The 12571-nt window shown below is 68.2% G+C and carries 11 protein-coding genes; 4 read left to right on the top strand and 7 right to left on the bottom strand.

Going from position 1 to position 12571, the window contains the following annotated elements:
• Positions 1-121 precede the first annotated feature (121 nt).
• From FO470_RS08340 to FO470_RS08325, 4 genes are read right to left on the bottom strand one after another with little or no spacing between them, the layout of a single operon-like run.
• Positions 122-1237, bottom strand: a complete 1116-nt coding sequence (locus tag FO470_RS08340; protein WP_144342482.1) for an FAD binding domain-containing protein — start codon at positions 1235-1237, stop codon at positions 122-124.
• Positions 1238-1274: 37 nt separating this feature from the next.
• Positions 1275-3530 carry a xanthine dehydrogenase family protein molybdopterin-binding subunit gene (locus tag FO470_RS08335; protein WP_144342481.1) on the bottom strand — a complete coding sequence of 752 codons (2256 nt, stop codon included), beginning with the start codon at positions 3528-3530 and terminating at the stop codon, positions 1275-1277.
• A complete protein-coding gene (locus FO470_RS08330; protein ID WP_144342480.1) occupies positions 3527-4024 on the bottom strand; it encodes a (2Fe-2S)-binding protein in 498 nt (165 codons plus the stop codon). Before FO470_RS08330 ends, FO470_RS08335 begins: the two co-directional genes overlap by 4 nt.
• A complete protein-coding gene (locus tag FO470_RS08325) occupies positions 4021-5253 on the bottom strand; it encodes a c-type cytochrome (RefSeq protein WP_246659519.1) in 1233 nt (410 codons plus the stop codon). Before FO470_RS08325 ends, FO470_RS08330 begins: the two co-directional genes overlap by 4 nt.
• A 508-nt stretch (positions 5254-5761) precedes the next feature.
• Here FO470_RS08325 and FO470_RS08320 point away from each other — a divergent pair.
• The 3 genes from FO470_RS08320 to FO470_RS08310 all read left to right on the top strand — a co-directional run bounded on the left by FO470_RS08320 (position 5762) and on the right by FO470_RS08310 (position 8083).
• Complete coding sequence (locus FO470_RS08320) at positions 5762-6274, top strand: redoxin domain-containing protein (RefSeq protein ID WP_210244913.1); 513 nt, start codon at positions 5762-5764, stop codon at positions 6272-6274.
• Positions 6271-6801 carry a DsbA family protein gene (locus FO470_RS08315; RefSeq protein WP_144342477.1) on the top strand — a complete coding sequence of 177 codons (531 nt, stop codon included), beginning with the start codon at positions 6271-6273 and terminating at the stop codon, positions 6799-6801. The genes FO470_RS08320 and FO470_RS08315 overlap by 4 nt, the downstream gene beginning before the upstream one ends.
• An 82-nt stretch (positions 6802-6883) precedes the next feature.
• On the top strand, positions 6884-8083 hold the full coding sequence (locus FO470_RS08310; protein ID WP_210244918.1) for an MFS transporter: 1200 nt from the start codon (positions 6884-6886) through the stop codon (positions 8081-8083).
• Between the two features lie 117 nt (positions 8084-8200).
• Here FO470_RS08310 and FO470_RS08305 read toward each other — a convergent pair whose 3' ends face one another.
• Together FO470_RS08305 and FO470_RS08300 are read right to left on the bottom strand one after the other, a co-directional pair.
• The gene (locus FO470_RS08305; protein WP_144342476.1) at positions 8201-10009 is read right to left on the bottom strand and encodes an ABC transporter ATP-binding protein; all 1809 of its coding nucleotides are present in this window, start codon (positions 10007-10009) and stop codon (positions 8201-8203) included.
• 412 nt (positions 10010-10421) lie between these two features.
• Positions 10422-10844, bottom strand: coding sequence for a RidA family protein (locus FO470_RS08300; RefSeq protein ID WP_144342475.1), 423 nt, complete (start codon positions 10842-10844; stop codon positions 10422-10424).
• Between the two features lie 174 nt (positions 10845-11018).
• Between FO470_RS08300 and FO470_RS08295 the strand changes: the two genes are divergently transcribed.
• The gene (locus tag FO470_RS08295) at positions 11019-11906 is read left to right on the top strand and encodes a LysR family transcriptional regulator (protein WP_144342474.1); all 888 of its coding nucleotides are present in this window, start codon (positions 11019-11021) and stop codon (positions 11904-11906) included.
• Between the two features lie 48 nt (positions 11907-11954).
• Here the strand turns inward: FO470_RS08295 and FO470_RS08290 are convergent, their stop codons facing one another.
• Positions 11955-12506 carry a cupin domain-containing protein gene (locus tag FO470_RS08290; RefSeq protein WP_144342473.1) on the bottom strand — a complete coding sequence of 184 codons (552 nt, stop codon included), beginning with the start codon at positions 12504-12506 and terminating at the stop codon, positions 11955-11957.
• Positions 12507-12571 lie beyond the last annotated feature (65 nt).

Here is a 12571-nt window from a genome sequence, read left to right as displayed (position 1 = left end):
AAGCAGGTTCCGCGTCGTAAGATTAGAGTTCCGGCCAGCGGCATCCGTCTTTGCTCCGGCAGTCCATCGTTCGAGGCACTGACGGAAGCGCTGGCGACGGCTTCAAAGGACAGACACGGCGTCAGCCAAGCGAGCGCCCGAGTTGCTGGCCGTAGGTGACGATGGCGCGTCCCGCCGGCAACCTTTCGGCCTCATAGGTAGCCAGCGCCGCATCGAGACCGGAGACGTCGCGCAGGGCATCCCGCAGCGCAAAGGCATCCCCGGCGGCCTTGGCGACACCCATCGCCGTGTGCGGTCGCGCCACGAAGGCCGCGTCGCCCAGCAGGGCGATGCGGTCCGCTACAATGTGAACGGGCGCGTAGTCGAAGATCGCGTGGATGAAGGGCTTCGGTTCGGCTTTCACGACGGCCGCGAAGGCCGGCGGCAGCAACCGGGCGGCGTCCGCCCGCATCACGTCCGCCGTCTCGGGGCGCACCCGGCCAGGAGCCAGCGAAAAGGGCCGCCGCCCGCCATCCACATCCGTGAGCACCGCGTCGAGAGCATCCGGCGCGTAGCGGCGGTACCACACCCAGTTATAGCGCCGCTGGCCGACGGCGGTGGACCCGTCCGGTCCCGGCACGAGATAGCCAAGAATGTGCGAACCGGGCATTTCGTAGAAGGCAAAGCGCTCGAAGAGCTGCCGCGCCGCCTCTGGCGGCACCTGCGCCTCCGGGACGAGGCCGCGCCATGTGGCATAGCCCACATATTCTGGGACCGAATCCGGTCCCACGACCGCCCCCCGGATCGTCGAGCCGACGCCGTCGGCACCGATCACCAGATCGGCGCGTTCCTCGCTGCCGTCCGCGAAGCGCACACGTACCCCGTCGGACTCCCGCGCGACGTTCACCGCCCGCAGCCCTTTCCGGTAGCGATCGTCGGGAACGAGGTCGCGGAAGGTTCGGAACAGCACATCCCATGACAACTGCGTCTGCGGCATGTGCTGCCGATGGATGATGCCGCCCTCGCGATCGAGATAGATCCGCTCCTGTGCCGTCACGCCGACGCGCGCGACATGCTCGATGCCGACTTCGCGCAGCATCGCGAACACCTCGCGCTGGGCGACAAGTCCGGCGCCGCGCCCTTCCAGCCCGTGCACCGAGCGTTCGGTGACGGTCACGTCGAAGCCGGCGCGCTCCAGCAGCACGGCGGCGAACAGGCCGCCGATCGAGCCGCCGACGATGAGGATACGAGGAGACATGTGATTACCTATCCGCGAGAGAGCCGGACGATGACGGTCAGGACGGGGAGTGCGTCGGCAGGGAAGAAGCTGTCATCGCAGCACGAACCGTGGCGGCGTCGAGCGGAAGCGTCCGCAGGCGCCGTCCCGTGACGTCACGAACGGCATTGGCGATCGCCGCCCCCGTCGGTCCCTGTGCCGCTTCGCCCGCTCCGAGGAAGGGCAGCCCCGGTCGGCCGACGATATGCACCTCGATGTGGCGCGGCACATGGGCGAAGCGCAGGATCGGATAGGACGCCCAGTCGATCGAGGTGATGCGGCGACGGTCGAACCGCACGCTCTCGAACAGCGTCCAGCTCGTCGCCTGCACGATGCCTCCCTCGATCTGGTTGCGCACCCCGTCCGGATTGACGACCTGCCCCGTATCGACGGCGGCGACCGCCCGCTGGATCACGGTGCGGCCGGTGTCCTGATCGATGGCGATTTCGAGGGCAATGGCGCAGTAGGCCTCGAGATTCTTGTAGCGGGCGAAGGCGAAACCGTAACCACTGCCGGCAGGAGCCTTCGGGCGGCTCTTCCAGCCGAAGCGCTCGGCGGCCTCGGTGACGACGGTCCTCGCGCGCTCATCCGCGAGATGGTGCAGGCGGAAATCGACCGGGTCCTGTCCGGAAAGCCCGGCGAGATCGTCCATCGTGCTCTCGATGGCGAAGATATTGAGATAGCCCCCCAGCGATCGCATGGACGAGCCGCGCAGCGGCATCTCCGGCAGGAAGTGGTTCACGGCACGGGCGTTGGGCAGCACATAGAGCGGCACCGCATTGCGATCGCCGCCACCTTCCGGCATCGGCAGGTCGACCGGCGGCGCGGGAGGAAACGGATCGGCGATATCGCGCGCGGCCAGCAGCGTGCCGGGCGGGCCCGGACGCATCATGTGCGACTGGCTCCAGACATCATGCTGCCAGGCCGCTATCGAACCGTCCGGCCCCAACGCCGCGCGCAGATGCGCGACCATCCCCGGCCCGAAGGGCTCCCAGGCGTGTTCCTGCTCGCGCATCCACTGCACGCGTACCGGCCGGCCCGGCACCGCCCGCGCGAGGAGCGCCGCGTCCGCGCCGACATCGTCCGCACCGTTCTGGCCGTAGCAGCCGGCTCCCTCCGCATGGATGCAGCGAACCTTGTCCTGCGGCATGGCGAGCAGCGTCGCCAGCGCGTTGCGCAGGGGATAGACACCCTGCGTATGGGTCCAGACGGTCAGCGCGTCGCCCTCCATGCGCGCGATGGCGCAGGACGGACCGATCGAGCCATGGGCGAGATAGGGACGGCTGAACAACCCGTCGACGGCGTAGGACGGCGCCACCGGCTGGCCGACGTCGAGGATCGTCGTGTCCCTGGAGGGCAGCGCCATCAGCGCATCGGGCAGGCGGGCCTCGTCGGGCAGTTCGGCGGTTTCGTCCCACCTGGCAAGCGCCGCGAGGCGGCGCATCGCCTGGATCGCCGTCCATTCCTTCTCGGCGATCACGCCGAGGAACGCGCCGTCGCGCACGACCTTGAGCACGCCGGGCATCGTCTCGACCGGCCCGGCGTCGAGGGCGGCGAGCCGGGCGCCGTAGCTCGGCGGACGCACGATGCGCCCATGCACCATGCCCGGCAGCCGCATGTCCTGCACATAGGCCGCCCCGCCGGTGACCTTGGCGGGGATGTCGACCCGCGGCACCGGACGGTCCATCACCGTGAAATCCCTGGGATCGGTGAGGATCGAGGTCGGCTGGGCATCGACATGCAGCAGCTGCTCGGAGACCAGATCGCCATAGCCGAAGTGGAACCCGCCGGGCCCGATCACGACGCCATCGCGCGCCGAGAGCTCGCTGGCGCTAGCGCCGACACGCCGGGCCGCCTCGCCGATGAGGATTTCACGGACCTGCGCCGCTGCGTTGCGGAGAGCGGTACCCGAATCCTGCACCGAATGGCTGGCCGCCGTGTAGCCCTCGTTCGGGGTGCGCCCCGTATCGGCCGTGATCAGGGTAAGGCGCGCGATGGGCAGCTTGAGCTCCTCCGCCGCCACCTGCATCAACGCGGTCCGAATGCCCTGGCCGAGTTCGGCCTTGCCTGTGAACACCGTCGCGTTTCCATTCGGCTCGATGCGGATCCAGGCGTCGAGCAGCGGCGTGGAATCGAGGCTGCCGGGCAGCCCCCGCAGCGGTGTCTCGCTCGCCCCGGTCTCGGTCAGCGCGAAGGCATGGCGCGACAGGCTGAAGGCCAGTACCAGCGCGCCGGTGCCGCGCAGCACGTCGCGGCGGGAGATCGCGTGCGTCATCGGGCTCCCTCCGATGCCTGCGCCAGGGCTTGTGCCTGCGCCAGAGCTTGGGCGGCGCGCTTGACGGCGCGGATAACGCGCATGTGGGTTCCACAACGGCAGAGCTGGGGCTCGAGAGCGGCGAGAATGTCGTCGTCATCGGGATCTGGAATGCGTTCCAGCAGCTCCTGCGCCCGCATCATCATGCCGGCGATGCAGTAGCCACACTGCGCCGCCTGCTCCGCGATGAAGGCGGCCTGCAGCGGCCCCGGCTCGTCGACCGTGCCGAGCCCTTCGACGGTGCGGATGCTCCGCCCCTCCAGGAGCATCACCGGCGTGATGCAGGAGAACAGCGCCTCCCCGTCCACCAGCACCGTGCAGGCGCCACACTGGCCGAGGCCACAGCCGAACTTGGCGCCGTTCAGCGCCAGTTCGTCGCGCAGCACATAGAGCAGCGGCGTATCGGGGTCGGAGGTCACGGAGCGTTGCGTGCCATTGACGGTGAAGGTGATCATCGGGCGGCTCCCGCATGGGGCGAGGGAATGGCGGCATCGCGGGCCGCAGCTATGGCGGCCGGTAGGTCGGGCCAGCCCGGCTTGCCGGCGACGGTCTGGCGCAGATAGGCGACGAGCGCCGTCAGCGCCGCGTCGTTCATGGCGGAGACGAAGCCCGGCATGATCGGTGCCGCCTGCCCGTCGCTGGCGGGCACGCCCTGCAGGACGACGTTCAGCAGGTTCTGCGGCGTGTCGGCCGACAGGCTCGTCGACAGCGCGAGGTCGGTTCCCCCCAGAGGCAGGGGCCGACCCGCCTCGTGGCAGGAGGCGCAGGCCGCGGCGAAGAGGCGAAGCCCTTCCGGCTGGCCGGTGCCGGGCGCGGCAATCGCGGCCTGCCAGCCAGCGGATTGCGGACGGGCCCCCGACATATCCGGCGCGGCGGCCGGAAGCGGCGGGAACGTCGCGGCCGGCGCGCCGAGCGAGGCCAGATAGCGAGCCATCGCCGCGACATCCTCGGCCGGCGCCTCGGCAAGATTCTCGACCACCGGCCGCATCGGGCCGAGGGCGACGCCATGGTCTGCCTGCCAGCCCTGCCGCAGATAATCGCCGAGGGCGGCCTCGGTCCACGGAATCCGGCTCGGCGAATGGGGGCCGAGCGGAAACGCGGCCCAGCCTTCCGCCTCACCGCCGGCAAACGCCCGGGAACTGACCTCCGCGCCCATCAGGTTGCGCGGCGTGTGACAGGCGCCGCAATGGGCGAAGCCCTCCACGAGGTAGCGGCCACGATTCCACGGCGCGTCGCGCGATGGGTCGGGAACGTAGGTCTCGGGATGAAAGAACAGCAGCTTCCAGCCGGCCAGGACGAGGCGAAGATTGATCGGAAACGGCAGGTCGTTCGCGGGAGCTTCCGCAACCACCGGATCGCGCGTCATCAGGAAGGCGTAGAGCGCCTTCAGGTCGGCGTCGGCGGTCAGGCTGAAATGGTCGTAGGGAAAGGCCGGGTAGAGGTGGCGCCCCTCGCGATCCACCCCCTCCCGCATGGCACGGGTGAAGGCGGCCAGCGACCAGCGTCCGATTCCGGTCTCAGGGTCGGGCGTGATGTTGGTCGAATAGATCGTCCCGAAGGGCGTCGGCATCGCCAGCCCGCCCGCGAAGGTGCGGCCGCCGGCGGTGGTGTGGCAGGTACGGCAATCGCCGATCAACGCGAGGTCGGCGCCGCGGAGCACCTCGTCGGGCTGGAATGAAGTCACAGCCGGCGGCGCTATGGGAGGAATCGCGCCGCGCCAGGCATAGGCCAGTGCTGCGGCTCCGCCAGCGGCGACCAGAATAATTCCTGATAAAAATACTCGCTTCAATAGCATAAGACACCTCATATACCGGAAATGATATACAGTATTACCAACATAATATTTAGATAAAGCATGACACGAAGGATATATTCTCGACTTATCGCCTAGATCGCAGCGGGCATGCCGGATGACGGGACGCCAGTCCCGCGACCCGGAATCGTGTCATACGAGATTGTCAGCCGTCGACTTATCGCAATCGCACGCCATCCCGCCGCCGGATGGGAGCCCAGACGATCCGCGGAGGATCAAGAATAAACTCAAGTATTACGTCGGCACGCGAAGGGCCAATTTCCCCTTCCAATGAAAGGTTCACTATGCACCGCGAATGGAGGCGTTCGCACGGCGGCCGCAACGGCCGGTTCCGTCCGGCGGGTACGCCTCCGTGGCGCCGATGAAAGGGGGGCCCGACATGGCCGATCAGTCACATCCCGGAACTCCGCTGCAGCCTGGTCAGGCCGCACCGGACTTCAGCCTTCCCGCGACGCCGGACCAGCACCTCTCCCTCTCGGAGATGAGGGGCGCACCGGTTATCCTCGCCTTCTATCCCGCCGACTGGAGCCCGGTCTGCGGCGACGAGCTCGCCCTATTCAACGAGGTGCTCCCGGAGTTTCACCGCTTCGGCGCCCGCCTCGTCGGCATCTCGACGGACGGCGTGTGGTGCCACGCGGCCTTCGCGGGCGAGCGCAAGCTGCATTTCCCCCTGCTCGCGGATTTCGAGCCCAAGGGCGAGGTGGCGCGCCGCTACGGCGTCTATCGCCCGCAGGAAGGCATCGCCGAGCGAGCGCTGTTCGTCATCGATTCTGAGGGCGTGATCCGCTGGTCCTATGTCTCGCCGCTCGGCCTCAATCCCGGAGCCGATGGCATCCTCGATGCGCTCGACGACATGACGGCGCGCGCCCACAACACAGGAGCCGCGGCATGACCCGCTCGATCCCCCCGGTCGGCGCCGACGATCACATCCTCGGCCCCGATGACGCCGCCGTCACGCTCGTGGAGTACGGCGACTATGAATGCCCCTATTGCGGCGAGGCCTATCCGGTGTTGAAGGCCGTGCAGCAGGCAATGGGGCGACAGTTGCGGTTCGTGTTCCGAAACTTCCCCCTCGTCGATGCCCATCCCCATGCCCGGCGCGCCGCGCAGTTCGCCGAGGCGGCATCGCAGGCCGGCGTGTTCTGGGCCGCCCACGACATGCTGTTCGAGAACCAGGATGCGCTCGATGACGAAAGTCTCCTCGTCTATGGCGAACGCCTCGGCATCGGCCGCGCCCTTCTGCTTGCCGCGTTCGAGGGCCGTTATGACGACAAGCTCCGCCACGACTTCATCGGCGGCGTGCGCGGCGGCGTGAACGGCACGCCCTGCCTGTTCGTCGACGGCGTCCGTTACGACGGCCCCCGCGACATCGACGCCCTCGTCGATATCCTCCGGCAGGCCGCTCGTCGCAGCGCCTGACGCTTCCTCATCACACCCATTTACCGTGCGCCGTCGCCGATGGCGCCGCTCTCCATTCCTCGGAGCCGGTTTCCCCATGACGATGCCGCATTCAGCCCCGGAAGGTCCCGCCGACAGCCCCGCTGCCCGATCCGCGCTTGGATATGGCACCACCTTCGCGATGGCGGCGGCCGCCGGTCTCGCCGTCGCCAACATCTACTACAACCAGCCCATGCTGGAGCTGATCGAGCAGGAATTGCCCGATCCGCTGGCGGGCGCCATTCCCACCGCCACCCAGCTCGGCTACGCGGCCGGGCTGTTCCTGCTGGTCCCTCTCGGCGACCTTATGGAACGGCGACGCCTGATCATCGTGCAGTTCGCCTTGCTGTCGGCCGCGCTTCTTGCGGCGGCGATGGCGCCCAATGCGCTGACGCTCGTGCTGGCATCGCTGGTCGTCGGGCTCCTCTCCACCGTCGCCCAGCAGATCGTGCCGTTCGCGGCGCATCTCGCCTTGCCGGAAAAGCGCGGCGCGACGGTCGGAACAGTGATGGCCGGCCTGCTCACCGGCATTCTGCTGAGCCGCACGCTGGCCGGCTTTGTCGCCTCCCACGCTGGATGGCGCGAAATGTTCTGGCTGGCGGTGCCGATGGCACTCGCCGCCGCCGCCCTCATGGCCATCGTCCTGCCGCGCAGCGCACCGGATTCCACGATGGGATATCCGAGCCTGCTGCGCTCCATCTGGCACCTCTGGCGGGAGTTTCCCGCCCTGCGGCTCGCGGCGCTGACGCAATCGGCGCTGTTCGCGGCCTTCACGGTATTCTGGACGGTCCTTGCCTTCCGGCTCGCCGAACCGCAATTCGGACTTGGCGCGGAAATCGCTGGCCTTTTCGGCCTCGTGGGCACGGTCGGCATTCTGGCCGCCCCACTGGCCGGGCGCTTTGCCGACCGGCGCGGGCCGACACAGGCCGTGGTGCTGGGCGCCGTGGTGACGCTGGTCTCGTGGGTCGTCTTCGGCCTGTGGACCTCGCTGGCCGGCCTGATCGTCGGCGTGGTGCTGCTCGACTTCGGCATGCAGAGCGCCCTGGTCTCGAACCAGCATATCGTGTTCGCGCTCCGCCCGGCCGCCCGGGCACGGCTCAACACCGTGCTCATGGGAACGATGTTCCTCGGCGGCGCCATCGGCTCGGCCACGGCGACGCTCGCCTGGGGCGCCGGCGGCTGGTTTCTGGTCAGCGTGCTGGGCACCGCCTTCGCGGCCGGCGCGGCGGGGCTGCAACTGCTGACCTGGCACCGAAAACAATAGGCGGCGGAATTATTGCGCTGAAGCCCTGCTCGCAGCACGGACCCGGGCCATACGGAGAATGGACGCTCGCCGCCCCGTACGGAGCAACGAGCGCCCACCTTTGCTGCATCAAGGCCCCTACCCCGCCGGCTCTCCTTCCGGCACCTCGATCTGCGCCATGCCATCGGACTGGCGCTCGAACAGCCGCCGGTAGCGGCCGCCAGGGCGGGCGAGCAGCGTCTCGTGCCGGCCATCCTCGACAATCCGGCCGTGCTCGAAGACGAGGATGCGGTCCATCGCCCGCACCGTGGAGAGGCGATGGGCAATGACGATGGCCGTCCGCCCCTGCATCAGCCGCTCCATCGCTTCCTGGATCGCCGCCTCCGATTCCGAATCGAGGCTGGACGTCGCCTCGTCGAGAATGAGGATCGGCGCGTCCGCCAGGAAGGCCCGCGCGATCGCGACGCGCTGGCGTTCGCCGCCGGAGAGCTTCACGCCCCGCTCGCCGACCAGCGTGCGATAGCCCTTCGGCAAGCGCAGGATGAAGTCGTGCGCGTTCGCGAGACGCGCCGCGCGCTCGATCTCCGCCTCGCTCGCACCCGGCCGCCCATAGGCGATGTTCTCAGCCAGCGTACGATGGAAGAGGATCGGCTCCTGTTGCACGATGGCCACCTGCTGGCGCAGCGAAGCCTGCGCCACCTCGCGCACATCGTGCCCGTCGATCAGCACCCGGCCGCCGGTGACGTCGTAGAGCCGCTGCAACAGCTTCACGAAGGTCGTCTTGCCCGAACCGGACGGCCCGACAAGGCCGACGCGTTGGCCGGCCGGAATGAGCACGTCGAGATCTGCGAACAGCGGGGCCGCATGGCGCCCGTAATGGAAGTCGACGTGATCGAAACGCACCTCGCCGCCCTGCACCGCCAGCGGCCGCGCCTCGCGCGCGTCGGCGACGCCGGCCGTCAGCCCGTGCAGTTCGACCATCTCCTCCATGTCGTTCACCGCCCGCTGGAGGTTGTGAACATGCTGGCCGATCTCGCGGAGATAGCCGTGCAGCACGAAATAGGTGGTGAGGACATAGGTGACGTCACCGGGCGTGGCGCGCCCCTGCCACCAGAGCCACAGCGCGGTTCCGGTGACGGCGGTGCGCACCACCCAGAGCAGGGCGAACTCGCCGCTGGCGCTCCAGGTCGCCAGCATCCAGGTGCGCCGCACCCGGCGGCGCCAGCGCGTGACCACCGCGGCGAGCCGCTCGTCCTCGCGGGCCTCCGCGCCGAAGGCCTTCACCACCTGGTTGGCGCCGAGCGTATCGGAGAGCAGGCCGCCGATGCGGGTGTCCCAGGCATTGGAGACCCGCGCCGCCGGCGCGACCACCCGCGTGGCCAGCGTCACGGTCAGCCCGCCATAGGCGAGCGAACCGAGCGCCATCACCAGCCCCATGATCGGCCAGTGCAGCATCAGCAGCCCGACCGTGCCGGCGAGCACCACCATGGAGGGCAGCAGCGACAGCAGCAACACGTCGTTGATGACGTCGAGCGCCCACATGCCGCGCGTGATCTTGCGCACAGTGGAACCGGCGAAGCTGTTGGCGTGCCAATCGCTGGAAAAGCGCTGCACCCGGCGAAAGGAGTCGCGCACGACATCGGCCATGATGTCGAGCGTGAGCGGCACCACGGCCCACCAGGCGAGATGGCGCAGCACGACCATGGCAAGGCCCAGCCCGGCCATGATCAGGAAAGCTTCCAGTGCCACCGGTGCCGCGCCGCTCCCCGCCGTGAGGGCATCGATCAGCCGGCCGGCATAGAGCGGCACGAAGATTTCCGTCAGCGTCGCAAGCGTAATCGTCAGAGCGATGCCGGCAGCGATCGGCCAGCGACGGGCCCAGTGGCGGAAGGTGAAGGCGAGAACATTGCGCAGCGCGTCCGCGCCGCGTTTGGACGTAGGAAACATGACGGGCACAGGCGCAAAGGGCGCGCCTCTCCTGCGAAGGACTAAATCAGCGGAAATCGGGAGACGGTGGCGGGGGAGCGCGGCTCCGCGGCCTGCCGAACTAGCGGTGCGCCATCCCGGCCGGGACGGGCAAACGGAACAGAATCGTCATCGCGCCCCTCCCTGGTTCGCAGCATCAATGACGCGTTGCTACCACAAAAGGCGCTGTGCCGGCAATCCGTCACGCTGTTCGTCGGGAGGCGGAGCGGTCATCCGATGCCGCCGCGATTCCGTACGCGGACGTCCCCAGCCCTCGTCATCCCGTCCAGCCGGCTGGAAGCACGGCTGGATGTCGCCATCGGCGCCACCGGCAGCGATCCGCAGCGGCTCCTTCATCGGCGACGGCGATGACGAGGGCCTGTCATGATGGAAATCAGCGTGCCCGGTAATCCGTGCTTTCATCGTGCGAAGGGATGCGGGCGATGACCTTGATCTCGAAATCGAAGCCGGCGAGCCAGGTGACGCCCACCGCCGTCCAGTTCGGATAAGGCGGCTCGCCGATCTCCGCCGCGCGAACGGCCAGCACCGTATCGAGCTGCGCCTGCGGATCGGTGTGGAAGGTGGTGACGTCGATCACATCGTCGAGGCTGCATCCGGCCGCCGTCAGCACGGCGCGCAGATTGGCGAATGCCCGACGCACCTGCGCCTCGAAGACAGGTTCGGGCGAGCCGTCCTCGCGGCTGCCGACCTGACCCGAAACGAAGAGAAGATCGCCGGAGCGAATGGCCGCGGAGTACTGGTGGACATCGTACAGAGAGTGCCGGTTGGCAGGAAAGACGGCGTCGCGCTTGGGCATGTGGGATTCCTTGCCTGATGTGGAGATGTGCGGCGGACGGCGAGCGGTCCGCCGGCGCGGCATCTTCGCGTCGGCGGCCTTCCGCCCCCGACAGCCGGCCTGTAGGAGATAGGGCAATCCGATTGCATCGATTAGCCGTTGAAATCGGCATGAGCTGATGCAAGATCGCCATCAATGTTCCGCCCCTCACTCAACGATCTCACCGCCTTCGTCGCGGTCGCCACTCACCGCAGCTTTCGTCGCGCGGCGGACGAGATCGGCACGGCTCCCTCCACCTTGAGCCACGCGATGCGCGCGCTGGAGGAACGCATGGGCGTGCGACTTCTGAACCGCACCACGCGGAGCGTCTCGCCGACGGAAGCCGGCTTCCAGCTTCTCGGCCGTCTTCAGCCGGCACTGGCCCTGCTGGACGAGGCGCTGGAGGCCGTAGCGCCCTTCCGGGGCAACATCGCCGGCACCGTCCGCGTCAACGCTCCCCGTCTGGCGGCCGGCTTTCTCGTGCGCGACCTGCTTCCGCCGATGGCGGAGCGCTTTCCCGATGTGAGCGTGGACATCGTCGTCGAGGGGCGGCTGGTCGATATCGTGTCCGGCGGGTTCGACGCCGGCGTTCGCCTCATGGGATCGATCCCCAAGGACATGATCGCGCTGCCGCTGTCCCGACCGCTGGCATTCGTCTGCGTCGCGGCGCCAGCCTATCTCGATCGCTTCGGCGAACCGCGCAGCCCCGAGGAGTTGCACCGCCACCGCTGCATCGGCCATCGCGTACCCAGCGGCAAGCTCTATCGATGGGAGTTCGAGCGGGCCGGACAGGAGCTCGTCATCGACACAAACGGCTCCGTCATCCTCGACGACGAGGAACTGATGGTCGATGCCGCCATGAAGGGACTGGGCATCGCCTATGTCGCGGACTGGGCCGCTCAGACGGGCCTGTCCGATGGCAGGCTCCGCCGGGTGCTCGCAGCCTGGACGCCCGCCCCGGAAGCGATCGGGATCTACTATCCCGGGCATCGTGCCGTGCCGCCGGCCCTGCGTGCCTTTCTCGATGTCGCCAGGGAAGTGTGAAGAAAGCTCCGTGAAGGAGGGAACCCCGAACGAAACGGCGGGACGCCGTCAGAAAGTCGGCGGCGTGCAGGCGCTCACCACTTCGCACGGCACCGAGCCGACACACCGGAAGCGGTGCGGCCGCCGGCTCTCGAAGTAATAGGCATCGCCGGCGCCGAGCACCTTGCGCTCGCCGTCCACCGTCACCTCCAACCGGCCGCTGAGGATGATGCCCCCCTCCTCCCCGTCATGCACCAGCGGGATGACGCCGGTGTCGGCGCCGGGCTGGTAGCACTCCTTGAGGATCTGCAGCGCCCGGCCGAAAGCGCTCTCGCCGACCTGTCGGAACGAGATCGGCCCCTTGCCGATCTCGGTCAGTTGGTCCTCGCGATAGAACGCCTTCTTCGGAAGGGTGGGCGCCAGGCCGAAGAAGTCCGCCATGCTGATCGGTATGCCGTCGAGGATACGCTTGAGCGCGCCCACCGACGGATTGCTGGTGTTGGATTCGATCAGCGAGATCGTCGAATTGGTCACGCCGGCGCGCCGGGCAAGCTCGCGCTGCGAGAGCTTGTGCAACTGGCGGACGTAGCGGAGCCGCCCTCCGAGATCGTCCTCGACCATGCGCCTGTTTCATCCGTTGCGAATAACGAAAATTCTGATCTTTCTATCTATATATATCAATGACT

Origin of the sequence: Ancylobacter moscoviensis (assembly GCF_007559435.1) — a bacterium.
GTDB lineage: Bacteria > Pseudomonadota > Alphaproteobacteria > Rhizobiales > Xanthobacteraceae > Ancylobacter > Ancylobacter moscoviensis.
The sequence above is the reverse complement of the archived record's forward strand: the minus strand, read 5'-3'. Positions and strand labels throughout refer to the sequence as shown.

What these genes read in the sequence shown, in the direction of transcription:
- FO470_RS08340 (WP_144342482.1), bottom strand. Translation starts at nt 1,237, where the DNA reads ATGTCTCCTCGTATCCTCATCGTCGGCGGCTCGATCGGCGGCCTGTTC.
- FO470_RS08335 (WP_144342481.1), bottom strand. Translation starts at nt 3,530, where the DNA reads ATGACGCACGCGATCTCCCGCCGCGACGTGCTGCGCGGCACCGGCGCG.
- FO470_RS08330 (WP_144342480.1), bottom strand. Translation starts at nt 4,024, where the DNA reads ATGATCACCTTCACCGTCAATGGCACGCAACGCTCCGTGACCTCCGAC.
- FO470_RS08320 (WP_210244913.1), top strand. Translation starts at nt 5,762, where the DNA reads ATGGCCGATCAGTCACATCCCGGAACTCCGCTGCAGCCTGGTCAGGCC.
- FO470_RS08315 (WP_144342477.1), top strand. Translation starts at nt 6,271, where the DNA reads ATGACCCGCTCGATCCCCCCGGTCGGCGCCGACGATCACATCCTCGGC.
- FO470_RS08310 (WP_210244918.1), top strand. Translation starts at nt 6,884, where the DNA reads ATGCCGCATTCAGCCCCGGAAGGTCCCGCCGACAGCCCCGCTGCCCGA.
- FO470_RS08305 (WP_144342476.1), bottom strand. Translation starts at nt 10,009, where the DNA reads ATGTTTCCTACGTCCAAACGCGGCGCGGACGCGCTGCGCAATGTTCTC.
- FO470_RS08300 (WP_144342475.1), bottom strand. Translation starts at nt 10,844, where the DNA reads ATGCCCAAGCGCGACGCCGTCTTTCCTGCCAACCGGCACTCTCTGTAC.
- FO470_RS08295 (WP_144342474.1), top strand. Translation starts at nt 11,019, where the DNA reads ATGTTCCGCCCCTCACTCAACGATCTCACCGCCTTCGTCGCGGTCGCC.
- FO470_RS08290 (WP_144342473.1), bottom strand. Translation starts at nt 12,506, where the DNA reads ATGGTCGAGGACGATCTCGGAGGGCGGCTCCGCTACGTCCGCCAGTTG.